General features: G+C 49.5%; 26 protein-coding genes. 19 read left to right on the top strand and 7 right to left on the bottom strand.

Going from position 1 to position 22,108, the window contains the following annotated elements:
- Nucleotides 1-8 precede the first annotated feature (8 nt).
- From dltC to V8I28_RS01690, 5 genes are all read left to right on the top strand, one after another.
- The gene (gene dltC, locus V8I28_RS01710) at nucleotides 9-242 is read left to right on the top strand and encodes a D-alanine--poly(phosphoribitol) ligase subunit DltC (RefSeq protein ID WP_233670147.1); all 234 of its coding nucleotides are present in this window, start codon (nucleotides 9-11) and stop codon (nucleotides 240-242) included.
- 3 nt (nucleotides 243-245) lie between these two features.
- Entirely contained in the window at nucleotides 246-1,535 is a 1,290-nt protein-coding gene (gene dltD / locus V8I28_RS01705; RefSeq protein ID WP_341778392.1) for a D-alanyl-lipoteichoic acid biosynthesis protein DltD, read from the top strand.
- Between the two features lie 149 nt (nucleotides 1,536-1,684).
- The gene (lepA, locus tag V8I28_RS01700; RefSeq protein ID WP_341778391.1) at nucleotides 1,685-3,517 is read left to right on the top strand and encodes a translation elongation factor 4; all 1,833 of its coding nucleotides are present in this window, start codon (nucleotides 1,685-1,687) and stop codon (nucleotides 3,515-3,517) included.
- A 458-nt stretch (nucleotides 3,518-3,975) separates the two neighbouring features.
- The gene (locus V8I28_RS01695) at nucleotides 3,976-4,173 is read left to right on the top strand and encodes a type II toxin-antitoxin system HicA family toxin (protein ID WP_341778390.1); all 198 of its coding nucleotides are present in this window, start codon (nucleotides 3,976-3,978) and stop codon (nucleotides 4,171-4,173) included.
- Nucleotides 4,174-4,287: 114 nt separating this feature from the next.
- Complete coding sequence (locus V8I28_RS01690) at nucleotides 4,288-4,671, top strand: type II toxin-antitoxin system HicB family antitoxin (protein WP_341778389.1); 384 nt, start codon at nucleotides 4,288-4,290, stop codon at nucleotides 4,669-4,671.
- A gap of 571 nt (nucleotides 4,672-5,242) precedes the next feature.
- Here V8I28_RS01690 and V8I28_RS01685 read toward each other — a convergent pair.
- A complete protein-coding gene (locus tag V8I28_RS01685; RefSeq protein WP_341778388.1) occupies nucleotides 5,243-5,719 on the bottom strand; it encodes a hypothetical protein in 477 nt (158 codons plus the stop codon).
- 407 nt (nucleotides 5,720-6,126) lie between these two features.
- Between V8I28_RS01685 and V8I28_RS01680 the strand changes: the two genes are divergently transcribed.
- The 6 genes from V8I28_RS01680 (at nucleotide 6,127) to V8I28_RS01655 (ending at nucleotide 11,737) form a co-directional block, all read left to right on the top strand.
- Nucleotides 6,127-6,390, top strand: a complete 264-nt coding sequence (locus tag V8I28_RS01680; protein WP_341778387.1) for a metallophosphoesterase — start codon at nucleotides 6,127-6,129, stop codon at nucleotides 6,388-6,390.
- 226 nt (nucleotides 6,391-6,616) lie between these two features.
- Complete coding sequence (locus V8I28_RS01675) at nucleotides 6,617-7,411, top strand: metallophosphoesterase (protein ID WP_341778386.1); 795 nt, start codon at nucleotides 6,617-6,619, stop codon at nucleotides 7,409-7,411.
- A gap of 35 nt (nucleotides 7,412-7,446) precedes the next feature.
- Nucleotides 7,447-7,917, top strand: a complete 471-nt coding sequence (locus V8I28_RS01670) for a hypothetical protein (protein WP_341778385.1) — start codon at nucleotides 7,447-7,449, stop codon at nucleotides 7,915-7,917.
- A 34-nt stretch (nucleotides 7,918-7,951) separates the two neighbouring features.
- Nucleotides 7,952-9,235, top strand: coding sequence for a metallophosphoesterase (locus V8I28_RS01665; RefSeq protein WP_341778627.1), 1,284 nt, complete (start codon nucleotides 7,952-7,954; stop codon nucleotides 9,233-9,235).
- 533 nt (nucleotides 9,236-9,768) lie between these two features.
- Nucleotides 9,769-10,533 (top strand): hypothetical protein, encoded by a 765-nt coding sequence (locus V8I28_RS01660; protein ID WP_341778384.1) that lies wholly within the window; start codon nucleotides 9,769-9,771, stop codon nucleotides 10,531-10,533.
- The gene (locus V8I28_RS01655; protein ID WP_341778383.1) at nucleotides 10,481-11,737 is read left to right on the top strand and encodes a MucBP domain-containing protein; all 1,257 of its coding nucleotides are present in this window, start codon (nucleotides 10,481-10,483) and stop codon (nucleotides 11,735-11,737) included. The genes V8I28_RS01660 and V8I28_RS01655 overlap by 53 nt, the downstream gene beginning before the upstream one ends.
- A gap of 111 nt (nucleotides 11,738-11,848) precedes the next feature.
- On the opposite strand, the gene V8I28_RS01650 is transcribed toward V8I28_RS01655, so the two are convergent.
- Nucleotides 11,849-12,559: an SHOCT domain-containing protein gene (locus V8I28_RS01650; RefSeq protein ID WP_341778382.1), complete on the bottom strand. Its 711-nt coding sequence runs from the start codon at nucleotides 12,557-12,559 to the stop codon at nucleotides 11,849-11,851.
- Between the two features lie 249 nt (nucleotides 12,560-12,808).
- On the opposite strand from V8I28_RS01650, the gene V8I28_RS01645 reads away from it, so the two are divergent.
- Complete coding sequence (locus tag V8I28_RS01645) at nucleotides 12,809-13,051, top strand: hypothetical protein (RefSeq protein ID WP_341778381.1); 243 nt, start codon at nucleotides 12,809-12,811, stop codon at nucleotides 13,049-13,051.
- Between the two features lie 42 nt (nucleotides 13,052-13,093).
- Here V8I28_RS01645 and V8I28_RS01640 read toward each other — a convergent pair whose 3' ends face one another.
- On the bottom strand, nucleotides 13,094-13,285 hold the full coding sequence (locus V8I28_RS01640) for a hypothetical protein (RefSeq protein ID WP_341778380.1): 192 nt from the start codon (nucleotides 13,283-13,285) through the stop codon (nucleotides 13,094-13,096).
- Nucleotides 13,286-13,424: 139 nt separating this feature from the next.
- Between V8I28_RS01640 and V8I28_RS01635 the strand changes: the two genes are divergently transcribed.
- On the top strand, nucleotides 13,425-13,691 hold the full coding sequence (locus tag V8I28_RS01635; protein WP_341778379.1) for a hypothetical protein: 267 nt from the start codon (nucleotides 13,425-13,427) through the stop codon (nucleotides 13,689-13,691).
- A gap of 25 nt (nucleotides 13,692-13,716) precedes the next feature.
- Here the strand turns inward: V8I28_RS01635 and V8I28_RS01630 are convergent, their stop codons facing one another.
- From V8I28_RS01630 to mscL, 4 genes are all read right to left on the bottom strand, one after another.
- On the bottom strand, nucleotides 13,717-14,079 hold the full coding sequence (locus V8I28_RS01630) for a hypothetical protein (protein WP_341778378.1): 363 nt from the start codon (nucleotides 14,077-14,079) through the stop codon (nucleotides 13,717-13,719).
- A 152-nt stretch (nucleotides 14,080-14,231) separates the two neighbouring features.
- Entirely contained in the window at nucleotides 14,232-15,092 is an 861-nt protein-coding gene (locus tag V8I28_RS01625; RefSeq protein ID WP_341778377.1) for a DNA/RNA non-specific endonuclease, read from the bottom strand.
- Complete coding sequence (locus V8I28_RS01620; protein ID WP_341778376.1) at nucleotides 15,092-15,688, bottom strand: sunset domain-containing protein; 597 nt, start codon at nucleotides 15,686-15,688, stop codon at nucleotides 15,092-15,094. Before V8I28_RS01620 ends, V8I28_RS01625 begins: the two co-directional genes overlap by 1 nt.
- Nucleotides 15,689-16,050: 362 nt before the next feature.
- The gene (gene mscL / locus V8I28_RS01615; protein ID WP_341778375.1) at nucleotides 16,051-16,428 is read right to left on the bottom strand and encodes a large-conductance mechanosensitive channel protein MscL; all 378 of its coding nucleotides are present in this window, start codon (nucleotides 16,426-16,428) and stop codon (nucleotides 16,051-16,053) included.
- Between the two features lie 350 nt (nucleotides 16,429-16,778).
- Here mscL and V8I28_RS01610 point away from each other — a divergent pair, with 350 nt between their 5' ends.
- The 6 genes from V8I28_RS01610 (at nucleotide 16,779) to dtd (ending at nucleotide 22,083) form a co-directional block, all read left to right on the top strand.
- The gene (locus V8I28_RS01610; RefSeq protein ID WP_020088552.1) at nucleotides 16,779-17,096 is read left to right on the top strand and encodes a hypothetical protein; all 318 of its coding nucleotides are present in this window, start codon (nucleotides 16,779-16,781) and stop codon (nucleotides 17,094-17,096) included.
- A gap of 99 nt (nucleotides 17,097-17,195) precedes the next feature.
- Nucleotides 17,196-18,146 carry a 50S ribosomal protein L11 methyltransferase gene (gene prmA, locus V8I28_RS01605; protein WP_341778374.1) on the top strand — a complete coding sequence of 317 codons (951 nt, stop codon included), beginning with the start codon at nucleotides 17,196-17,198 and terminating at the stop codon, nucleotides 18,144-18,146.
- A gap of 2 nt (nucleotides 18,147-18,148) precedes the next feature.
- Complete coding sequence (locus V8I28_RS01600) at nucleotides 18,149-18,901, top strand: 16S rRNA (uracil(1498)-N(3))-methyltransferase (protein WP_341778373.1); 753 nt, start codon at nucleotides 18,149-18,151, stop codon at nucleotides 18,899-18,901.
- 67 nt (nucleotides 18,902-18,968) lie between these two features.
- Nucleotides 18,969-19,304: a hypothetical protein gene (locus V8I28_RS01595; protein ID WP_341778372.1), complete on the top strand. Its 336-nt coding sequence runs from the start codon at nucleotides 18,969-18,971 to the stop codon at nucleotides 19,302-19,304.
- Between the two features lie 28 nt (nucleotides 19,305-19,332).
- Complete coding sequence (locus tag V8I28_RS01590) at nucleotides 19,333-21,564, top strand: RelA/SpoT family protein (protein WP_341778371.1); 2,232 nt, start codon at nucleotides 19,333-19,335, stop codon at nucleotides 21,562-21,564.
- A 72-nt stretch (nucleotides 21,565-21,636) separates the two neighbouring features.
- Nucleotides 21,637-22,083, top strand: a complete 447-nt coding sequence (gene dtd, locus V8I28_RS01585; protein ID WP_341778370.1) for a D-aminoacyl-tRNA deacylase — start codon at nucleotides 21,637-21,639, stop codon at nucleotides 22,081-22,083.
- Nucleotides 22,084-22,108 lie beyond the last annotated feature (25 nt).

Genomic DNA, 22,108 nt, shown 5'->3' with positions numbered 1-22,108 from the left:
AAATAAAAATGGATATCAAAGAAACGGTTTTAAACATTTTAAACGACTTAACGGGTAGCGATGTTAGCGGGGCAATGGATGAAAATCTGTTCGATAGCGGCATCATGGACTCCATGGCGTCCGTCCAATTATTGCTGTCGCTGCAAAGCGAACTGGGTGTGAATGTGCCCGTTTCCGAATTTGAGCGGTCAGAGTGGGACACGCCCAACAAGATTATTGCGAAAGTTGAAAGCCTGGCCTAGCCAATGGCAAAGCGATTACTACGGATCTTTGGTCCGTTAATTCTCGCGGCGATTCTAGTTTTTGCGGTGCTCGCTTCACCGGTGACTTTCGGGTTTAAGCACATTAGTGCCACTCGCGAGCGCCAGGCGGCGGTGTCACTGTCACCCAACGTTTTACGCGGTAAGCACATTAAGGAAGCGGCGCTGAGCAACGGGTACGTCCCGTTCTTCGGGTCCTCGGAATGGTCACGGATTGATCCGATGCATCCGTCCGTTCTGGCCCAGAAGTATCATCGGGATTACCGGCCGTTTCTCTTAGGTGCCCGGGGAACGCAGTCGTTAACGCAATTCTTCGTGATGCAGAATATTCAAGGGGAGTTACGGAATAAGAAAGCGGTCTTCTTTGTTTCACCGCAGTGGTTCGTGAAAAACGGGACGCGGAAGGATGCCTTTGGTTTCTACTATTCTCAATTGCAGACGACCGAATGGCTATCCCATTACCGCCACGATGCGATTGACCAGTACGCGGCTAAGCGGCTCTTACAGATGCCGGCGGCCAAGTCCGATCATTTCATCTATGCGGCCTTACAACGGGTGGCGGCTGGTAAATCATTGACGGATTATCAACGGTTCTACCTGCAAACGCGGAAGAACATGTTGACCCAAGAGGATCAGTTCTTCTCCGGCATTAATTTACCATCGCGGAACTTGAGTCGAGTTGACCGGCAAGCCAAGAAGTTACCCACTCATTACTCCTATTCGGCGCTGGATCAACTCGGTGGTCGGCTCGGGAAAAAGGCAACGAGCAATAACCGATTCCAGATTAGTGATAAGTTCTATAACCAGGGATTGAAGCAAGAGATTAAGTCGGGGAATCTGAAAGGGTTCCAGAAGAATCTCTCGTACCTCAAGTCACCCGAATATAGTGACTTCCAGCTCGTGTTGGATCAGTTTGCTCGTCTGAATACCAACGTCATCTTTATCATTCCACCGATTAACCAACGGTGGCAGAAGTATACCGGCCTGTCCGCTACGATGTTGAAGCAGTTCGACCAGAAGATTCATTATCAACTGCAGTCGCAAGGCTTTAATAACATTGTGGACCTGTCAGACAAGGGGAACGTGCCGTACTTTATGACCGACACGATTCATCCCGGCTGGCGGGGCTGGCTGGCCATTGATCGGCGGGTGGACCCCTTCTTAACTCAGAAGCAGGCGCAACCGCACTACAAGATTAATGATAAATTCTATGAGAAGCAATGGCAGCAGTTAGGGCCTAATCAGTTGCAACAGTACGAAAACGAGACGAAATAGTTCAGGAGGTCCGGGTGAATGCCCGGACCTTTTGTCATGGCGGCGTTATCGCAAAAATTTACGACGCCGGCCTTCCTTTTGGTTTGTGCTTACCGCTGATGGTTGGTATAATTGTCTGGACATGGTGTTTAAGAAAGTAGGAAATCAACATGGATCTTGAGAAATTAAAAAACCATCAAAAATACATCCGTAACTTTTCCATCGTGGCCCACATCGACCACGGAAAATCAACGATTGCGGACCGAATCTTGGAGCTTACGGATACCATCTCCAAGCGCGATATGCAAGATCAAGTGTTGGATAGCATGGATCTTGAACGCGAACGTGGAATTACGATTAAGTTAAACGCGGTTGAATTGACGTATCACGCCAAGGACGGCCACGACTATGAGTTTCACCTGATTGATACCCCGGGTCACGTGGACTTCTCTTATGAGGTCTCACGGAGTCTGGCGGCCTGTGAGGGTGCGGTGTTGGTCGTTGACGCCGCCCAGGGGGTCGAGGCGCAGACCTTGGCCAACGTTTATTTGGCGCTGGACGATGACTTGGAAATCGTGCCGGTCGTCAATAAGATTGATTTACCGGCGGCCGATCCGGATAAGGTCAAGCAAGAGATTGAAGACGTGATTGGTCTGGATGCTTCCGATGCCGTTTTGGCTAGTGCCAAGCAAGGCGTGGGGATTCCGGAATTGTTGGAACAGATCGTTCACAAGGTGCCGGCACCAACTGGAAAGCTGGATGCGCCGTTGAAGGCCTTGGTCTTTGACTCCGTTTACGATGATTATCGTGGCGTGGTCATGAGCGTGCGACTCTTCGAGGGGACCGTTCAACCGGGCGATAAGATTCTCCTGATGAATAGCGGCAGTGAATACGAAGTCACCGAGGTGGGGGTGAACTCACCGAAGCCGATTTCGCGTGATTACCTGATTGCCGGGGATGTGGGATACATCACGGCCAGCATCAAGGATATCGCGGATACCCGGGTGGGTGATACCGTCACTAACGCCGAGATGCCCGCGGAGAAGGCATTACCGGGCTATCGGGAAATGAATCCGATGGTCTACGCCGGGTTGTACCCCACGGATAACGCCAAGCTGAATGACTTGCGTGAAGCCCTGGAGAAGCTCAAGTTAAACGATGCCGCGTTGGAATTCGAACCCGAAGCCTCGCAGGCGTTGGGCTTTGGGTTCCGGTGTGGGTTCCTGGGGATGCTCCACATGGATGTTATTCAGGAACGACTGGAACGGGAATTCAATCTGGATTTGATTACCACGGCGCCATCCGTGACGTATCACGCGTACTTGACGGACGGGACGATGAAGACGGTGGAGAACCCGGCCGAGATGCCGGAAGCTTCCGCGATCAAACGAATCGAGGAACCGATCGTAAAGGCGACGATTATGGCGCCTAACGACTACGTGGGCGCGGTCATGGAGCTGTGCCAACATCGGCGGGGCCAGTTCCTGACGATGGAATATCTGGATGATTACCGCGTGAATATTATCTATAACATGCCATTGTCGGAAATTATTTTCGATTTCTTTGATAAATTGAAGTCCAGTACCCGCGGTTACGCGTCGTTGGATTACGAACGTAACGGGTACCAGGAGGCCGATCTGGTGAAGATTGATATCCTGTTGAATGGGGATAAGGTCGACGCGCTGAGCTTTATTGCGCACCGGACGTTCGCCGCGCAACGCGGTCGTGAGATTGCCTCACGGTTGAAGGGTATCATTCCGCGGCAAAACTTCGAAATCCCAGTCCAAGCCGCAATCGGCGCCAAGATCATTGCCAGAACTACGATCAAGGCCTACCGGAAGGACGTGACCGCCAAGCTCTACGGTGGTGACCGTACCCGGCGGATGAAACTGTTGGAGAAGCAAAAAGTTGGGAAGAAACGCATGAAGGCTGTGGGGAAGGTGGATATCCCACAGGAGGCGTTCATGGCCGTTTTGAAGACTGATGAGGATGAAACGAAGTAGTGAAACGTTGATATAGCAACGTTTGCGCCACATATTGGGCAGCTTCAATGCCTAATGTGTGGCGCTTTTTGCACTTTTTCCACGTAAATAGTGGGTTGTGGGAAGAAATTGAGTAAGCACCAAATAACCGGCCATATTGAATTGTAGTAAAAAGATAAGGCCTTTGAGGACAGACCTTATCTTCCATAAAAAACCTCACCAATTTATTTGATGAGGTAATCATATCGTGTTGTGGCCACCAATCATAGACGGTCAGTTATTAGGTGCTTACTCTTTTTTACACAAAAATAGTGTCGAGGGATTTCTCCATCAACACCAAATATCATAGAACCAAAATTAGTCTGAGGAGCCTTATGCGGTAGAATAGCTCCCTTTTTTGTACATAAGAATATCTTTTTATTGCTAAGTGTGTATTCAATGTGTATAATGTGACTATCGATAATAAAGAGGTGAGTAGTATGCCGATGAAGCCACGACAGATGGTTAAACTGTTGAAGGAACATGGCTTTATCGAGAAATCGCAGAATGGATCATCGCATTTAAAACTCTATAACATCCAAAGCAATGTTACTGTCATGGTACCGATTCATGCTAAGGAACTTGGGAAAGGGTTGGAGCGCGCGATTTTGAGAGAAGCAAATATAGAGAAACCATAGCGTTCCTTTATTGCGGCCAAAATGAGTGATCGTTTTGGTATACTCTCAAGTACTAACTTAATTTTTTCTATCTACAGTATGAAACTGACAAAAAACACAAAGGAGATCGACTCTATGAAGAAGGATATGGTAATTTACCCTGCTATTTTTAGCGAAGATGGGGACTATATTTTTGTTCGAGTCCCTGACCTAAAAGGCGGGTTTACGCAAGGAAACGATACCTTGGACGCTGTTGCTATGGCTGAAGATCTGATTGGTAACTTATTGGAAGATCAATCGGATTATCCTAAACCATCTGATCCGAAAGATATTAAACTAGAAAATGGAGAATATTTGGTTTATATTTCCGTTGACTTAGCGGAATTTCGTATTAAGTATTCACGAACCGTTCGCAAAAATGTGACTATCCCAGAATATTTAAATGTAATTGCTAAGGAACGGAAAATTAATGTTTCCCAGGTATTAACTGAGGCGTTAAGAACAAAACTAGAAGTATAATTTCGAGCATACAACGTCCTTCGGGGCGTTTTTATTTTGTTCACACTTAGGAAGTGGCCAACATTACTCAGATGAGAAACACTAAATTCGGCCCTGTCAGCATGTATGGTGTTAGTCGGTACTTGGCTTTTGCTGAAAATAAAGTAAAAACCTTGGGTAGCTGATTTGTATTTTCTTCAAACTTGTATGATTGAATCTATTATCTTTCAATAACTACTCGATTTATATGAACTTATCCCGTACTATTTAAAGTAGGATACGCACTACTACGGTTGTTCATAGTAGTAAAATTTCATGAAATAGAGATCTTTTCCATGATTCAATTAAAACTTCAAGGTGGTAATCATTCAAATCTGAGCTAAATAAATAGGGAATAGTTCCCTTTACGTAACAGTTAAAAATATAGTAAGGCTATGGACGAGTAGACACCAAACGCATTATTTAGCTTGCCGTTTAAAAGTAAATAAGGAAAATGGAACGTACATTTGATATATGTACTGTATTATGCTAAAATACACTTCGTTGACGTGGCTGTGAATTTTAAATTTGGTCGAGTAAATTTGGGGAATAGTCACTCTTGATTTTTAAAAGTAAATTCAGTTTCCAAGGGCGCAAACAGCGCTTCTACCGCTTGTCCCTTTTTCTTGAAAGCCACAAATAATTCAGTTACTTCTTCAGGAGAATAGGTGTAATTCGAACGGTCCGAGAGATTGGTTAGCAAGCGCAGGGTATGAACAACACGGCTCATTCTCTTTTCGGCTAATCGGCGGAAACGTTCGTGAGCAACGCGTGATTCCGGGTTGGTGGTTGATTGATTAGTGAAGGTAAAACTATCAGGCATTTCGTTGTAACGGGTAGGGCCAGTCTCTTGAAAATATTTCTGAGAGGCTTTGCCTAGTTCTTGATAGGTGTTAAATAGCTCAGTGATATCCTCAATGGTATAAACATATTGAGGGGCACTCAAATTAGCGATGAGGTTCATCACCTGAAAAATTCGGGTCATCCTACCTGCGCCTAAACGCCGGAACTTCTGGTTTCGTGATTCCATATGACACCTCCATAAAGACTATTGTAAAGATGCTTTGGTAGCCGGTCAACGTTCGGAGGTCGAACTTCCAATTTTAGGTAGTCTTATGGTAAAAAATTAGTCGAACCTGTATTCGACGAAAGCTGAAATAGCAGGATGAGACGAGGAAAAAACGTCGAGTTAGGCTACAGGTTCATCATCAGTTCAAAAAGGATATCGACAGTCTTGCAATTAAATCTTGTGAATGGCATGTGAGTATTAGTGGTGGGCTCGAAAAAAAACCTGTGAGGACCCAGCCGTTACTATGAACGTTTATTTTTCGCGATTAATATCATAGATGCTGTCTGTACGGTAAAGTGCTATACTGAGCATTGCCAAAGGTGGTAACAATTGCGATTAAAATCATTGCGTCAGGGAGAATGGATAAAGTGGCGATTTATATAGCACTCGATGACTTACACGGGAAATTAGAGACTTTAGACCAACTGGCAAAGGTTCAGGCCAAGTATCGTAGCGCGACGACCGTGTTTATAGGCGACTACATAGATACGTCTACCGACAACCTGGGATTCGCCTTAATTGACCGAATACGGCACATGCAAGCAGCCAATCCGGCACATACCGTGGTGTTGATGGGAAATCACGAGCAGGCGGCCCTGGATTTCTTTCGTAATAGCTATCGGGATGCTTGACTTAGTTTTGACGGTGCGAATACCTTGATGTTGGTGTTGGCGCTGGTAGTCCGGATTTACTAGGGAATATCGGTGTTTTTGACAGTGAAACCGGCCTACTGATTGATAAGTTTGAAGATGATTAGGCGCAGTCGACTAACGATTCGGTTGCAGGCTTGCCGTTCGCTACAGGTCGAAACGTCAATCGATTTGTGATTTATATGGAAGGGATGATCCTATTCGAGAGGTGATAGTACTGTCGGATGTACATGGCCAAATGTTGGTCTTTCCCAAGTTAGCTGAAATCTGGGCACGTCATCCCCAGGCTTCGGTGGTCTTTCTCGGAGATTATCAAGATTCTTTTCACCACCATACAGGTTTTGCGGTGGCCCAGAAAATTTTTGACATGCAGCGTGCAGACCCCACGCACGTCTTCGTTATCCAGGGGAATCATGATGCCGCTGCTTGGGAAAGTCTAACGGGAAAGAATGAATTTTGGTTAGATGGCATGGGTGAGGATGTCATTGCTGAAGCAGTCTTGACCACGGGGGAAACGGCAAAGAATATTGACGATGCTTTTCAGATCGTTAAACAATTCTATGCCGAGTTGATCGCATGGATGGGCGCCTTACCACTAACTTTGAAGATGGGTAAGTTGTTGTTTGTCCACGCGGGGTTAGACCTGACGCTTACCGATCCAATAGCCGACACGCCGCGGCATGAAAAATATTGGCTACGAGAACCCTACTGGTACGGCCCTATCTACCCGAACTATGCGCATAACTGGCTAGATTATGCAATTATCAGTGGGCATACGCCAACCTCCCTGATTACGGGGATTTACGACGCTCCCAAGTCGAAGTCAACGTTGCGTAATCGGACGGTAAGTCCCAGTGGCGTTCTGACGATTCAGTATGCGGGTGAGCAACCACGCTACTTTGTTGATGGCGGCAACCACAGTGGTCCTGCCGGGAAGATTGGAAATATTGCCGTATTTGATGCTGACAGTGGTCGATTAATTGAAGCATTTGAAGATAAATAATCGTATTGCGAGAAAATAGTTATTAGAGATGGGAGATGGGGGTCACGTTTAAATTTATTCGTCGTTTGTGGGCTGATCACGCTGAACGCAGGTTTGAGCGAAAGTATGAGGGGGTTATGCGACCGGTCAACGTTGCCAAGAAGCATTTACGGGAGGAATTATGGGTGGTGGATACACCGTTCCAACAGAAATGGCGTCAAGAAGATTCAACGGGCAGTTTCGGAAGTCATGGACCGGAGATAGGGGATATTATTTGGGTCATGAGTGAATTTTCCGACAGCGGGCTGTATTTTCCCCTTTGGAATAGTCGCTCACGTAAAGACCACCATCAAGAACACGCGCATTCGTTTGATGAAGTCCTGAAGTTTTTGGCCGATGATCCGGCAGGGTTTAGCGTTGATGAATTTAAGAGCTTCTACTCTGAACAAGAACTCGAATTCCTTGCCGCTGTTAAACGGCGGTATGCGGAGCTTGATCGAGAAGATAGATTGAAGTTGAAGAAATAATGCTTGAGGTGAGCGGAAGGAGAGCAATCAGGTGATGGCGTACTTAGGTGAGCGATTAACGGGTAGTACGAAAAAGATTTATGCCTACGTTGGTCTCCCAGGTGCGGAAGACTGGCTTTATCATCAGGAGGGCTTGGAGCCCTATGTCGTCTCGGAGCAGCGTATTCGCTTGGCCGCAGGAAATCCGCGCGTCTTGCTTCGCAACGGGAGACTGATTAAGACCGTCAATGCTAGTTCTGTAGCTTTATCCAAGAGAGTCTTGGATCGCTTGGTTCGCCAACGTTTAGATAATCAGGAGCCGTTCGTATTAGCCATAAACTTCTTGTCCAAGGAAGCCTTACGGTGGTTTCGAAAGGTCAAGGCGGCTGCCTGGGGATATGAGGTGATCGTCGTTAAGGCGATGGATAATCCTGGCGGTCTAGGAGAAGGGTATGACGATGAATCCGTGGACCGATTGCCCAAGTACACTCGGCGCTACGAAAACGTTGACTGGTCCGGGTTCGGTCGCGTTATCACTCCCCACGAGATGCTTGACGAATTGGTGAAGCCATTGCGCTTCGAAACGCTTCATTCGCCTAAGAAACTCGTGGTATTTAGCGACGTCCACGGGGATTCCCGTCATTTGAACGAGCAATTGGCGAGGCTAGGTCCTGATACGATGGTGGCCTTCTTAGGAGATGCCATTGACCGCGGTCCAGATCCTGCCGGTGTGATTAGAGCTTTAATTGCGCATAATGATGGCTTGAACCTGTTGGGAAATCATGAACATCGCTTATTGGCTTGGTATCAGGAGCATCGAGAAAATTCTGCCGCATTAAAGGAATTTACAGAGAAAACGTTGCCACAATTAGAGACAGCAGGAATTACCGAAAGGGAGGTTCAAACTTTAATTGCTGGAATGGGGACCTATTTAGCGATTAATTTTGCCGGGAAAAAGTTACTGCTGAGTCATGCCGGCTTGGAACCGGTGCAAGTGGCTCAGTGGCTTCAACCGAAGCATTTAACGGCAGGCATTGCCCTGACGGCGACCAATACCTTTATTCATGGACTGAGTGACGGCCAGCGCTCGGTCTATACGCGAGATATTGATCGGGTGTGGGCGGATTCGACTGAAATGGCCGGTATTATCGCAATCCATGGGCATCGGAATCAGTTCAATCGGGACGTGACGGCTAACCATAGCCTAAGCTTTAATCTGACTGATGGGGATGGCGCGACGTTTCGCTACCTCATCTTAAATGCGGCTAGCCATGAGTATGAGTTACACATTAAGTCTCGTGATGGGCTGTGGGAGGATGTTAAGCGAGGGAATTTCTAGGTGGCGTGTCACAGCACTAATTTGGTAGAAATTCGAACGGCGTCGCGCTTTCACTGGCGTATGACGATTCTTGGGTGATGAATTAAGAATTGAAAGTGTTAGGTTAACCCGAGCTTGCGCATGAAAATAAAAGCGCGAGATTTCTAAAGCGTCCCCTGTGGGCGTTTTTATTTTTTCCCAGTAATTGCTCGCTGGGAGGGGACTTATTGCGGATAGGGCCGAATTATTTAAATGGAAATATAATTTTTTTATTTGTATCGTGTATTTCTAATATTTTATCCGGATTGTGCGCGTGAAAATAAGATGGAGAGGTCGTCTAAATCCCGTGGCCATTAGGGATTTGAGAGATTATATAAAATTGTTTATAGTATTGCCTAATTTGTTGGCTCATGCTATGCTTTGTTTGACCATAAGTGCAGGGCGGTTTTTGTAAACTATTTCTATTGGGAGAAGTGGATGCAATGCGGGTGAGAGAAAGGCCACAATCGATTAGGTGTGGGGGTTTAACAAGTGCGGCCGTAATAGCCTTGACGTTGATTAGTGTCAGTGGGCAAACGGCGCGGGCGGATACTGTTCCAGCCGAGGATCGTGCGCGGCAATCAAGTGTTATTTCTAATGGTGAAAGGCAAGCGAAGCCGGATGGGGTGCCAGATGAAGAGAAAACGTCGATACCCCCAAAGCATACTGATAATGCTGACAATAATGAGATTAATAACAACGATTCCCATGATGCTAATGGCCGTCAAGTTGTTGACGGGGATGAAGGCACAACGCCAGAACCCTCGGGCCAGTCGACTTTGGAAGACGGCGATGATCAGCGGGAGATAAAGGATGGTAACCACGGTGATGAGCACTCGGGTAGTTTGAGCGTCCCTGATGATAGTGGTTCAGGCGATACGACGGTTACAATTGCCAGGCGTGTTAGACCTGAGTCGGTAGCGGCGGGGGAAAAGCCTATGCCGACCGCACGAATCGATGCCGAAACCATTGACCAGTGGATGCCTAATAAAAGGTTGCAGCAGGCGGTTTTAAGAAATCTAAATGAGTTAAGTAGTGGTCGGCAGTGGAAAAAAGTTGCGGATATTTCCAAGGACGACATGCTATTGCTCACAAGCTTTAGCAATAATGACACCTATATTGATGGTGAAACTGAGTATTCGTTGAAGGGGCTGGAGTACGCAACCAATCTAACGGAAATTCGGCTTAATAATGGTGTAAATCTAGATAGTAATAGTAATGGTATCGATGATCATGTTTTTTTTTCAGGGCGATGTTCGAGATATTTCACCATTGGCTAAATTGACAAATTTAACTTCTTTGGACATTCAGTGTAATCGGGTTAGTGATATTTCGATAGTAACTAACTTAACTAATCTGAAGTATTTTAATGCAATAGTTAATGATATCGGTGATTTTCGACCATTGAAGAATTTGCCGAATTTGGTGAATCCTAGTCTTGGAAATCAATTTATCAAACTGAAACCAATATACATTGATCGTAAAACCCGGACGGCACATTTAACAAGTAATTATTATTATCCAAACGGAGTAAAAGCTACTTTATCTACTAAACCTGGTGGGGCAAGTGCACCTATTTGGATAAATAGGGATGGTGAAATTTATCGACGTTATTACATTTTAGGAGCTTCATATTTTGCTTCAGATAAAAATCATGGCTTGATTTTTACCGGTATTAAGGACCAACTTTCAGGAAAACTTTTGGATAATTTTCCAAACTATTTTCCAAATATCGTTCACCAAAAAGATTTGTATTTTTTGACTGGCGTTAGTGGAAGCAGTGATGCAAGCCCCGATTTTAGCGTTGTCCAGCCTTACATCCTAGCCGACAAAGCCGCAGCCGTAACCGTTCACTATCAAGACGAAGCTGGAAAGGCACTCGCTCAGGACCAGGTCCTAGATCATGGCTACATTGGAGAAGCTTACACGACCCGTCCACTAAAGATCAAAGGGTACACGTTCAAGGCGGTTAAAGACCACAACGCGACTGGGCAATACACAGCCACCCCGCAAACGGTTATCTACATTTACGCAGCGGCCATGGCGGCTGACGATAATCACAGCACCGGTAATAGCAGCAATAACGGCAGTGATACCCATGTCAGTGACCCGGATCCTGTGACGCCACCAATTGTGCCGGTTACGCCCGTGCCGTTAACGCCAACCCCGGCTCAGCCAGCAGCCCCAACGCCAACACAGCTACTTTCTTCTACGCCAGACATGCTAGATGAAGCCACTGCGGTAGCCGATAGCGCTGGTGCGATGATTCAGGGGATTCCGGTCAACCTTTCCGAACGTCCCCGGCTCTCGGCCCAACGAGTCGTATCCGTCAGGGAGAGGGGCAATGCTAAGCCCGGGGCAAAGCCCACACCAGCCACACTGCCCCAGACGAACGAGCGACATAGCCAGTTGAAGGTTTGGGGCATCATTGGCTTGGCCCTCAGTTCCCTAGGGGCCACGATTTTTGGCCGTCATCGGCCATAGGCGGGGGCTGACGAAAACCAATCCATGAAAAAAGCTTACCCCATTGTCGTGTCAGCGGGTAAGCTTGATTTATGGATTAAATTAGGTGGCGGTTAGCAATCCTCAGATCGTTTAAATTCCCAACAACTGCCGCTTCTTCGCCTCAAATTCCGCTTGGGTAATGACGCCCTCGTCAAACAAGGCCTTGAGTTGGCGAAGCTGCATCGCGAGGTTGTCGTCCATGGGGGCGGCTTCCAGCAGTGGGTGTTCCGGATCCCCATTGGCTAGTCGCAAAAACTGGGGATCATCTAGCAGAAAGTATTCCACTTGGCCGGCCTTAGCCTGAACCAGCAAAATCGTGAAGTCGGGTTGGTAAATGTATTCGCGAAACGAATAATCTAGGTCGCCAGTCTCTTCGTAAACCGTTTGGCTGAGCTCACACAGACTATCCACGATTATTTGCATGTCCTGACGCGCCTGGCCGGGATTGTTCTGGTAGTCCGCTAAGACTAGGTTAAAGTCCAATTGGTCGTCTTGAAAATCGTAAAATTTATTCTCTTCATCCAGCCGGAGGGTTAGGGCACTCGATTCCTTGGTCGCGTCAAACAGGTCTTTAACCGTGGGCCTGGCGTCGATGGTTGGGACGTTCTCCGGCAAAGATTCGGTGGGGTTCGAAACACTGTCCGTGACAATCGGGTCCTTCGGCGCAGCGTGTTTTTTCCGCCAAAGCAAGACGCAGTAGGCGGCAACCATCAGAGGAACAATGATGTACCAATAATCATAGATTAACGCGATGGCCAGCAGAATTCCCAGCCAGCCCCAACACCCGATCTTTTCCTTCATGAACGCGACCTCCCCGGTTCAGTGACGCTACCAGTCATTTACCCATATTATGGCACAAGTAGGGGGGGGATGTCAGCGCGGTGCCAATTCTTTTACCCCGCGTCCGCCAACCAAATTAATCAGCCGCTCAGATCGTTCATAAATTGTCCTACCTAGACAAGTCAAATTTCGACGTAGTTAACGCCGATGATGGTAACCTTGCAGGTAAATAGAGGGACACAGCCAACTCGAACAAAGGGGGAGTGGACGATGATTAAGGGATTAGCGTTTACCTTTCACGGCGGAACGAAGGCCTTTATACACCAACTGACCATGGTGATTAACGATTTAGACGATGAGGATATTCACTTGTTAGATCAGATTACCCAGTGGTCGTGGACGAACGACTCGGTGATTCCGGCCGGGGAAATTCAGCTTTCGGCCGAGGAAATCGAACAGCGACTCACCAAATTTCAGCAATTGCACTTATTAGATTATGGCAAGCCAGTTTAAACGAAAGGACCAACGCCGCTTGAGTGTTGGTCCTTTCAACGTTTATTGGTGAATTTCCAATACCGGATGGTGCCGGGTGCCGGTGACCTCCACGTGTAAGTCCGCGGCCGCCGTTAATTTTTCCTGTAGCGCCGTGACCTGGTCTTCTTCAAAGCCCTCGACATCGTACATCAACGTCCGCTTGGCGGGCAATTTCGCCACTTTTGCTAAAATTGTTTGAACCAATGAATCCATGACAAGTTTCCTCCTTAACCGGTGAAGTTGGTTGGTCAAGCGTGCTTTCTTAGTCAGTCGTTAACAACTCGAATTAGTCGCCGTGGTGATAGGCTAAGACTGAACCAGTTGAAAATCGTAACTTATTTGGGGGATGAGAATGATGGTTTTTAATTTCAAAGGGGGCATTCGCCTCTTCAGTCAACGACTGAACCAAGTGATTGATCGGTTGGATCCCATCGAGGTGTCACTCGTGGAAACGTTACTAGGTATCGCCATCGAACCGCAACAGCCCATGACCATGGCGGCCATTCAACGCAAGCTGAATCTGACCGCGGCCGAACTGACGCTTTACCTGAACCGGCTCGTACGGCTCAATTTGATTACCTGGGCTACCGATGAGGCCGTCCCATTAGAAAACGCGTAGGGCCAGTGGTCTTACGCGTTTTTAGTTATTCCCGTTCCGCGTCTTCGGCGAGTTCCAGCCAAATTGTCAGCTGCGATGGGATGTAGTCCGGCCAAGCCTCCATCTTCTTTGCGCAACGCGTTAGGAGGTGACTTTGGCCATCCTTCGCGAGGTCGGCAAACACCGTGAGAGCCTGAGTATTATCTTCCAGGTCCGTCATCAACGTTGGTAAGTTATGCTTCCATTCCTCAATCAAGTCTTGATAAATGACAATTCGCCGGGCCTGGAGAATCGTGTAGTCCACGCCCTCAACGTGAAGTTGCTTCACGAACCGATCGTACTCGTTGAAAACGGCCGTCTGGGCCCGTTGCCAATCCGTCTTGGTCAGTTCTAGTTTCTCATTTCTCATCTTATTCATCCTCTTGCCGATTCCTAAATTTAGGTAACGATTTTGTCGGATTAACCATTTTCTTTACGCTATCGTATCTCTAAAATAGTATAGCATTTTCTCCGAGAATGGTAAGCGAACGGGTCAATTATTCGTAAACATTGGTCAAGTCATTAACTCGCATGACTGTAGCCGGTCGCGTAATCAATGGTATAGCCGGGTTCGACGTTAAAAATATAGACGTTAAACCGGACGGCGTTAGACCCCACCGATTGGGCCCGCATCTGCACACCACGGGCGACCAAGTCATCACCCTTGAAGATGGGCGTCACCGCATAGCGGACGTAGTGGGACTTATCGGCCTTCAGGTAGGTCGCCACGTCCATCTCGTTGTGCAGCATGTTCGGACTATTCAGGGTCCGCGTCCCGGTCATCAAGTTCTTCGGATTGTTGTTTTGCCCGGTAAATTGATACCCAATCAAATGACTGCGGTTGTACAACCAGCCGTGACTGGTTCGCTTGTTATGCCAGCCGGTTGGGTCGACCGTCAAGGCTTCCCGATTCGCGGACGGCATGAGTGACTGGTTGAGCAGGGCCGATGCGCCGGTCACCCGGTTCAAACTATCCAGATTGGCATAGGTCGCCCAGGCGCCGTGTTTAGTGGAGAGCTCGGACTGACTGAAGCCGGGATTGTTTTGGTTAACGGTGATTTCCTGTTGGCCGCTGTAGGTCAGGTTCGCCAGGTTGACGCCGGACGATTTCGTCGCATGGTGTGCCGGGGCTTTAGTGGCCTTGTCCGCCGCCTTGAGGCTCGCCTGTTGCCGATTTAACTTGGCCTGTCGCCTATCTAAGCGGGCTTTTTCTGCGGAGTTGGCCTTCTCCAGGCTGCTGGCCTTCTTCTGGGGGCCGTGGTCGTAAACGACCTTGGTGCTGGAGCTGGCGGACTTGGCCGTCGACTTTTGTTGACCGCAACCGCTCAGCCCGATGCCTAGTAGGGCGAGGAGGCTTACGGTCAGGGTAATTAATTTTTTCATTAGCGTAACGCCTTTCTATAGCCCGCCGCCTTGGCCTGGGCTTCCGTTTGGAAATAAACGGCATTGCTGCTGTTCATGTGGTAGCCGGCCTGATCGGGCGTATGATAAATCTTGGAATTGCGGTTCCCTACAATCTGTTTGGCCTTGTCGGTGTCGAGATCGCCTTGCTTGTGGCTTGCTCGGCTGGTCCGGGTCGCTTGACTGCTGGAAGCCGCTTGTTCAGAAGCGGCTTTGGCGGCCGCCTGGGATGCGGATTTGGCGGTGGCCCGAGAACTGGCCACGGCTTCACTCGCGCTATCCGCCTTGGATTCGCTCACCGATTCGGATTCCTCGGCTTGGCTCGACACGAGGGCCAACGCCCGGTCTTGGCGACTGGCTGAGGCGGCGAGCTGCTTGGATTCGCGTTGGGCCTTGGCGAGTCGCTGCGTGCCGACCTTTACCGTTTTCGTGGTCGTCTCGGGTTGGCTGGCGCCCAGCGCACCGATGCCGCCAAAGACGAATAGGACGGCACTGAGGGCTACCAGCCACTTACGATGGTGGGTATAGGCCCAGTAGCCACCGCCAGCGCAAGCCAGTAGCCAAATAAAAATTAGCATACGTTGTCGCTCCTTATCAAAAATAATTGCAGGGATTGCGGCTTTAGCCGTCAAAAAGGACGGGAGGCCTCAATCGCTGTCTTTAATTTTATGGGGCTGTGATAGGGATTTCAAGATGAATTCTTAAATTTGCCCAAAAATAAAGCCGGTGACCAAAAACTTTGGGTTAAATCACGTACGTCGGGGGGAACAAAAAAGGTCTAGGAAAATATCCCAGACCTTGTGCATCACCTTAAATGTTTGAAACGTGGCGGTTCCGGTTAAAACGGATAACCAAACCATCCCCAGCCTGGGACTGTTCGGTTATCAGTTAGGCGTGCCGGCCAATCGCCCCTTGTCACGCACTCTCTTGGTAAGTAAGCTTAGTGTTGTTCCTTCTTTAAAAGTTCCACGATTTCCTGCAGGTATTGTTCTTCCTTGCTGGGTTCCGGTTCGGCTTCTTTCTCGGCGGGTTTGGGAAGCAACTTGTTTAGGAACTTAATCAGCAAGAAGACCACGAACGCGATGATTAAGAAATTAATGATGGCGTTGATAAACGCCCCGTAGCGGAAGTGGGCCTGCCCCACGGTGAACACCAGATCGGAAAAATCGATATTCCCAATGAAAATCCCCAGTAGCGGGTTAATCAGATTTTCCACCAATGAATTGACAATGGCCGTGAATGCGGCCCCGACAATGACCCCAACGGCCAGGTCCATGACGTTGCCGCGGGCGATGAATTCTTTAAACTCTTTGATCACGATAATTTTCCTCCTCGCGGCCACTAGCCGCTTCGTTTTATCTTCTATTCTTAACGATTTATTTATAAATTGCAACCGAAACGCTGAGACCGTTTTTTCTACAGAAAGCCATTGGATTTTTACGGAAACCGTGAGGACAGTATGGTATAATGTAAGTGTTTACAAAATAGGCGATGCCAGACTGAAATCAAGGGCCACAAATGTTGTGGCGCGTGGACGTTTTGCTTGCAATCTGGTGTGAAATCAACTATTATCAATTATTGATACATTTTAAAGTGGGTTAGACAACCGAAGTGGCCTTAAAATGTTTGAGAACCGAGTAGATTGTCATGAATTAGGAGGTGATTACCATGCTGAGTCGAACCAAAGAGTTTTTGCGGCAGAACAACTATCGTTACGAGAAGTCCTATATTCGGCCGTTGATGGCGCCAGAGAGCGTCTACGTCTTCAAATTCGGAAAAGATTCGCTCAATAACCGGGTAATCATTCGGTATGGGCATACGTGGACCGGGCGTCAGCGAATCAACGAGATTGATTTGCGCCTGCATAAACAGAAGCATCCCCGCGTATTCCAAAATGAGGCGGACATGTTGGATTATCTGGAAACACGTCTTGCCCAGCGAAAGCAAAAAAACGCTGACCACCCGTCAAAAACCGAGAAGGTCTAGGCGGCCGTCTTCGTCAATTTCTTAAATGTTTAGCGGTGAGCTGGTGACATGTACGTTGTCCCCAGCTCTTTTTTACATAAAATAAGGAGGAAATCAGTTATGGAATGGACCGAAGTGAGTGTCTTAACCACCAATGAGGCCGTTGAAGCGGTCAGCAACATCTTACAGGAGGCCGGGGCGAGTGGTGTCAAGATCGATGATGCCGCGGATTACGCCAACCTCAAGGCCGGAAAGTTCGGTGAAATCGTGGACTTAAAGACGATTCCGCACCGGACGACGGGCGCGCTGATTACCGCCTACTATCCGGAGACGGTCTTCGTGCCGGAAATCCTACCGACTATCAAGCAGCGGGTCAGCGAACTCAGTCAGTTTGGCCTCGATCCGCAGCCCGGCACGGTTACGACTAAGGCCGTGGACGACGAGAGTTGGGCCACGGCTTGGCAGAAGTACTACCATCCGGTCCGGGTCACCCGCTACTTAACCGTGACGCCGAGCTGGGAAAATTACCAACCCGTTCAGGCCGGCGAAAACGTCATTCGGCTTGATCCGGGCATGGCCTTTGGGACCGGGACCCATCCGACCACGCGTCTTTCCATGACGGCCTTAGAGATGGTCGTGCGGGGCGGCGAATCTATGTACGACGTGGGAACGGGCTCCGGTGTCTTGAGCATTGCGGCCAAATACATGGGCGTCAAGTCCGTCACAGCCTTCGATCTCGATGAGGTGGCCGTGCGGTCCGCCAAGACCAACTTGGACCTGAACCCCGTGGCTAAGGACGTGATTGCTAAGCCTAACGACCTTTTGAAGGGCATTCATCAACCGGTTAACCTGATTGTGGCCAACATTTTGGCCGAAATTATCCTGCCACTGGTGCCCCAAGCCTGGGAAAACCTGACCGTTGGCGGCTACTTCCTGACGTCCGGCATTATCGCCGACAAGCTCGATGAGGTCGTTGCGGCCCAGCAAAAGCAGGGCTTTATCATTGATAACATCTTACAAATGAAGGATTGGCGCGGGGTCATCGCGCACAAGCCAACGGAGGACGAATAGGCATGCAACGTTATTTCCTAGAATCCGCGCATCGAGACGGCGACCAGGTGACGTTGTCCGCCGTGATTTACCACCACTGGATCACCGTCTTACGGGCCGAGGTGGGGGCCACCGCCGAATTCGTCGACACCACGGCCCACTTATTTCACGGTCAGTTGACCCAAGTCACCGGCGATGAGGCGCGGGTCCGGTTAACGGCGGTACCCACGCCGCGAGTCGAATTGCCGGTACACGCCGTCATTGCCTGCGGTTTACCCAAGCAAGAAAAGGCGGAGTGGATTACCCAAAAGGCGACCGAACTGGGTGTCGACCAAATCATCTTCTTTGGTGGCGACTGGTCCGTGGCCAAGTGGCAGGGCAATAAGGTCGACAAGAAGCTCAAACGCCTCACGAAGATTGCCCACGGCGCGGCCGAACAATCACATCGGTTGCGCCGCCCCGTCGTAAGCTACGCGTCCAACCTCAAAACCGTCCTTCAGGAGCCCGTAGACGTGCGTTTGATGGCGTATGAAGAATCGGCCAAGCAGGGCGAGCAGAGTGCCTTAAATCGGCAGCTACAGGCGTTAACGCCCGGTCAAAAGGTCCTGACCATCTTCGGACCCGAGGGCGGGATCAGCCCGGCCGAAGTCGCGTTGGCGCAGGCCGCCCAAACCACGTTGGTTGGCCTCGGACCGCGAATTTTACGGACCGAAACGGCGCCGTTATACCTACTTTCGGCCATGTCGATGGTATTGGAACTGCAACAACCGAGATGATTTGATGAAATCTCCGTGAAAACATGCTAAAATAGTTCCAATTATAAGAGAGTTGGGTGAACGTGCAATGGCATTTTTGGAGAAAATTGGTTGGCGGTATTGGGTTATCGGTCTGATCATGGGAATCGTGGTTTCCGCGCTGGTCGCCTGGGTGGGGATTAGTCCCGTCTGGCGCTTCGGCGGCCTATTAGCCGTGGTGAATGGTTGCCTGGCCATCGGTCTGGGACGCGCCATTTATCGGCGGACGCAACCGGGGTGGTGGCTTATCATCTGGCCCGTGACTTATCTGATTGGAGCTTATCTATTTTTACCGCAATATACGATTTACTTCGCGGTGGTCTATCTGTGCCTGTCGTACCTCAGTTACGGATTGACCCAAACGAAGAAGACTGTCGAATCATAATTTATAACTAAGGGTGGTGGCGTCCAATATGACCAAAGAACGTGTCTGGACGGCTGAAGAAGTAATTGCCAGAGTCGGTAAATATATGAATGCGCAACACGTTGAGATGGTGGTTAAAGCCTGTCATTTCGCAACGGTTGCCCACAAGGACCAGCATCGTCAATCTGGTGAACCCTACATTATGCATCCCATTCAGGTGGCCGGCATTCTGGCCGATTTGAATATGGATCCGGAAACGGTTTCCGCGGGCTTTCTCCACGATATCGTGGAGGATACCGGGGTAACGCTGAGTGATGTGCGGGAACTTTTCGGCGATGACGTGGCTTTGATTGTAGATGGCGTCACGAAGCTGGGGAAGATCAAGTACAAGTCCAATCGTGAGCAGTTGGCGGAAAACCACCGGAAGCTGCTCCTGGCGATGTCCAAGGACATTCGGGTCATGATTGTTAAATTGGCCGACCGTCTGCACAACATGCGGACGCTCCAGCATTTACGGCCCGATAAGCAGCGTCGGATTGCCAATGAAACGTTGGAAATCTACGCGCCATTGGCCGATCGCTTAGGGATTAGCACGATCAAGTGGGAACTGGAAGATATTTCCCTGCGTTACCTGAATCCGCAGCAGTACTACCGCATCGTTCACCTGATGAACTCGCGGCGTGATCAGCGAGAACAGTACATTGCCGGGGCTATCAAGGTCATTCAGGCGTCCATTAAGGATTTGAACCTGGATTCGGAGATTTACGGCCGGCCCAAGCATATCTATTCGGTCTACCGGAAGATGAAGGATCAGCACAAACAGTTTAGCCAAATCTATGACCTTTTAGCCATCCGGGTGATTGTCGATACCATTAAAGATTGTTACGCCGTCTTGGGGGCCATTCATTCCCAGTGGAAACCCATGCCCGGGCGGTTTAAAGACTACATCGCCATGCCCAAGGCCAACATGTACCAATCGCTGCATACCACGGTGATTGGACCCGAGGGGCGGCCGCTTGAGGTGCAGATTCGGACCAAGGAAATGCACGCCGTTGCCGAATATGGGGTGGCGGCACACTGGGCCTACAAGGAAGGCGTCAAGGACAAGGTTCAAGAGACCAATACCGGTGACAAGCTCAACATCTTCAAGCACATCATCGAATTGCAGGAAGACACCGATGACGCCTCCGACTTCATGGACAGCGTCAAGGGCGAACTCTTTGGCGACCACGTCTACGCCTTTACACCGAAGGGCGACGTGCTCGAACTGCCGAAGGGCGCCGGGCCGTTGGATATGGCCTACGCCATCCACACGGAGGTCGGCCACCACACCACCGGGGCCACGATTAACGGTAAGATTGTCCCGTTGAACTATGAGATTAAGAACGGGGACATCGTGGATATTCGGACGTCCTCGAGTTCGGCCGGCCCAAGTCGGGATTGGTTGAAGCTGGTTTCGACGCGGCGAGCACGAAACAAGATTAAGCAGTTCTTCCGGCAGACCGACCGCAAGCAAAATATCGTGGCTGGTCAGGACGCCGTGGAGCGGACGATTCGCGAATTGGGCTACGACCCCAAGGCCTTGATGAACAAGGAGAACTTGGAGAAGGTCACCGCCAAGATGCATTACCAGCACGCCGATGACCTGCTGGCGGCCATTGGGTTCGGCGACATCCAGCCGCGAGGCGTTGCTAACCGTTTGACGGAGGGGGTCCGCCAGGCCGAGGAGAACGAGCGCCAGCGACAGGAGGAACGCGAACTGCTGGAGGAACACCAGACCATTAAGAACGATCCGGACAATGATCGCAAGGATCGGAAGGGCAAGGAATCCGATGGCGTGGTGATCGAAGGCGTGGACAACCTGTTGATTCGGCTGAGCCACTGTTGTTCACCGGTTCCCGGCGACGACATCGTGGGATACATCACCAAGGGGCGTGGGGTTTCCGTGCACCGCAAGGATTGTCCCAACGTCAAGCACGCCGAGGAAAATGGCGAGCGAATCGTGGCGGTGCGCTGGGGCAACATGGCCGGCGACAAGACCAACTACAATGCCGACATCGAGGTTCAGGGTTATAACCGTAATGGCATGTTAAACGACGTGCTGCGGACGATTAACAACAACACGAAGTTCCTGACGTCGATCAACGGCAAGGTCGATCACAACCGGATGGCCATCATCTCGGTCAGCCTCGGCACGCGTAACCAGTTTGAGTTGCAACGGATCATCGATAATATCAAGAATATTCCGGACGTCTACGTGGTTAAGCGGGCGTTCCATTAAAGCATTAACGCGATGAGGGGCGGTTGGTCGCCCTTTTTTCGCGCGAAAAATCAGAAAGGCGGGATTGGACAGATGCGTGTATTACTTCAAAAAGTTAGTGAGGCGTCCGTCACCATTGACGGGCAGGTCCACGGGGCCATTCAACAGGGATTTTGCCTGTTGGTCGGCGCCCAGGACAGCGACACCAGTGAAGAGGTCGATTACCTGGTCCACAAGATTAGTAAATTACGGGTGTTCGAGGACGAAAATGGCAAGATGAATCTGAGCCTGGCCGATGTGGACGGTAGCATTCTATCCGTGTCGCAATTTACCTTATATGCTAGTACCAAAAAGGGCAACCGCCCCAGCTTCACGGCGGCCGGCGAACCGGCACATGCCCAAAAGTTGTATGAGGAATTGAATCAGAAATTGGCCGCCACGGGGATTCCGGTCGCTACCGGTGTCTTTGGTGCCGACATGCAGGTGGCCCTGGTCAACGATGGACCGGTCACCATCTGGTTTGACACGGATCACAAATAAATTGAGGCGGGTTACGTCCGTCTGT

Source organism: Levilactobacillus sp. HBUAS70063 (assembly GCF_038374745.1).
Classification (GTDB): Bacteria; Bacillota; Bacilli; order Lactobacillales; family Lactobacillaceae; genus Levilactobacillus.
Note: the sequence above shows the minus strand (reverse complement) of the source record. Positions and strands in the feature narration are given on the sequence as shown.

Bases quoted from the DNA above. Each gene is read 5' to 3' on its own strand.
- dltC (WP_233670147.1), top strand. From the start codon at position 9: ATGGATATCAAAGAAACGGTTTTAAACATTTTAAACGACTTAACGGGT.
- dltD (WP_341778392.1), top strand. From the start codon at position 246: ATGGCAAAGCGATTACTACGGATCTTTGGTCCGTTAATTCTCGCGGCG.
- lepA (WP_341778391.1), top strand. From the start codon at position 1,685: ATGGATCTTGAGAAATTAAAAAACCATCAAAAATACATCCGTAACTTT.
- V8I28_RS01695 (WP_341778390.1), top strand. From the start codon at position 3,976: ATGCCGATGAAGCCACGACAGATGGTTAAACTGTTGAAGGAACATGGC.
- V8I28_RS01690 (WP_341778389.1), top strand. From the start codon at position 4,288: ATGAAGAAGGATATGGTAATTTACCCTGCTATTTTTAGCGAAGATGGG.
- V8I28_RS01685 (WP_341778388.1), bottom strand. From the start codon at position 5,719: ATGGAATCACGAAACCAGAAGTTCCGGCGTTTAGGCGCAGGTAGGATG.
- V8I28_RS01670 (WP_341778385.1), top strand. From the start codon at position 7,447: ATGGGGGTCACGTTTAAATTTATTCGTCGTTTGTGGGCTGATCACGCT.
- V8I28_RS01665 (WP_341778627.1), top strand. From the start codon at position 7,952: ATGGCGTACTTAGGTGAGCGATTAACGGGTAGTACGAAAAAGATTTAT.
- V8I28_RS01655 (WP_341778383.1), top strand. From the start codon at position 10,481: ATGATCATGTTTTTTTTTCAGGGCGATGTTCGAGATATTTCACCATTG.
- V8I28_RS01650 (WP_341778382.1), bottom strand. From the start codon at position 12,559: ATGAAGGAAAAGATCGGGTGTTGGGGCTGGCTGGGAATTCTGCTGGCC.
- V8I28_RS01645 (WP_341778381.1), top strand. From the start codon at position 12,809: ATGATTAAGGGATTAGCGTTTACCTTTCACGGCGGAACGAAGGCCTTT.
- V8I28_RS01640 (WP_341778380.1), bottom strand. From the start codon at position 13,285: ATGGATTCATTGGTTCAAACAATTTTAGCAAAAGTGGCGAAATTGCCC.
- V8I28_RS01635 (WP_341778379.1), top strand. From the start codon at position 13,425: ATGATGGTTTTTAATTTCAAAGGGGGCATTCGCCTCTTCAGTCAACGA.
- V8I28_RS01630 (WP_341778378.1), bottom strand. From the start codon at position 14,079: ATGAGAAATGAGAAACTAGAACTGACCAAGACGGATTGGCAACGGGCC.
- V8I28_RS01625 (WP_341778377.1), bottom strand. From the start codon at position 15,092: ATGAAAAAATTAATTACCCTGACCGTAAGCCTCCTCGCCCTACTAGGC.
- V8I28_RS01620 (WP_341778376.1), bottom strand. From the start codon at position 15,688: ATGCTAATTTTTATTTGGCTACTGGCTTGCGCTGGCGGTGGCTACTGG.
- V8I28_RS01610 (WP_020088552.1), top strand. From the start codon at position 16,779: ATGCTGAGTCGAACCAAAGAGTTTTTGCGGCAGAACAACTATCGTTAC.
- prmA (WP_341778374.1), top strand. From the start codon at position 17,196: ATGGAATGGACCGAAGTGAGTGTCTTAACCACCAATGAGGCCGTTGAA.
- V8I28_RS01600 (WP_341778373.1), top strand. From the start codon at position 18,149: ATGCAACGTTATTTCCTAGAATCCGCGCATCGAGACGGCGACCAGGTG.
- V8I28_RS01595 (WP_341778372.1), top strand. From the start codon at position 18,969: ATGGCATTTTTGGAGAAAATTGGTTGGCGGTATTGGGTTATCGGTCTG.
- V8I28_RS01590 (WP_341778371.1), top strand. From the start codon at position 19,333: ATGACCAAAGAACGTGTCTGGACGGCTGAAGAAGTAATTGCCAGAGTC.
- dtd (WP_341778370.1), top strand. From the start codon at position 21,637: ATGCGTGTATTACTTCAAAAAGTTAGTGAGGCGTCCGTCACCATTGAC.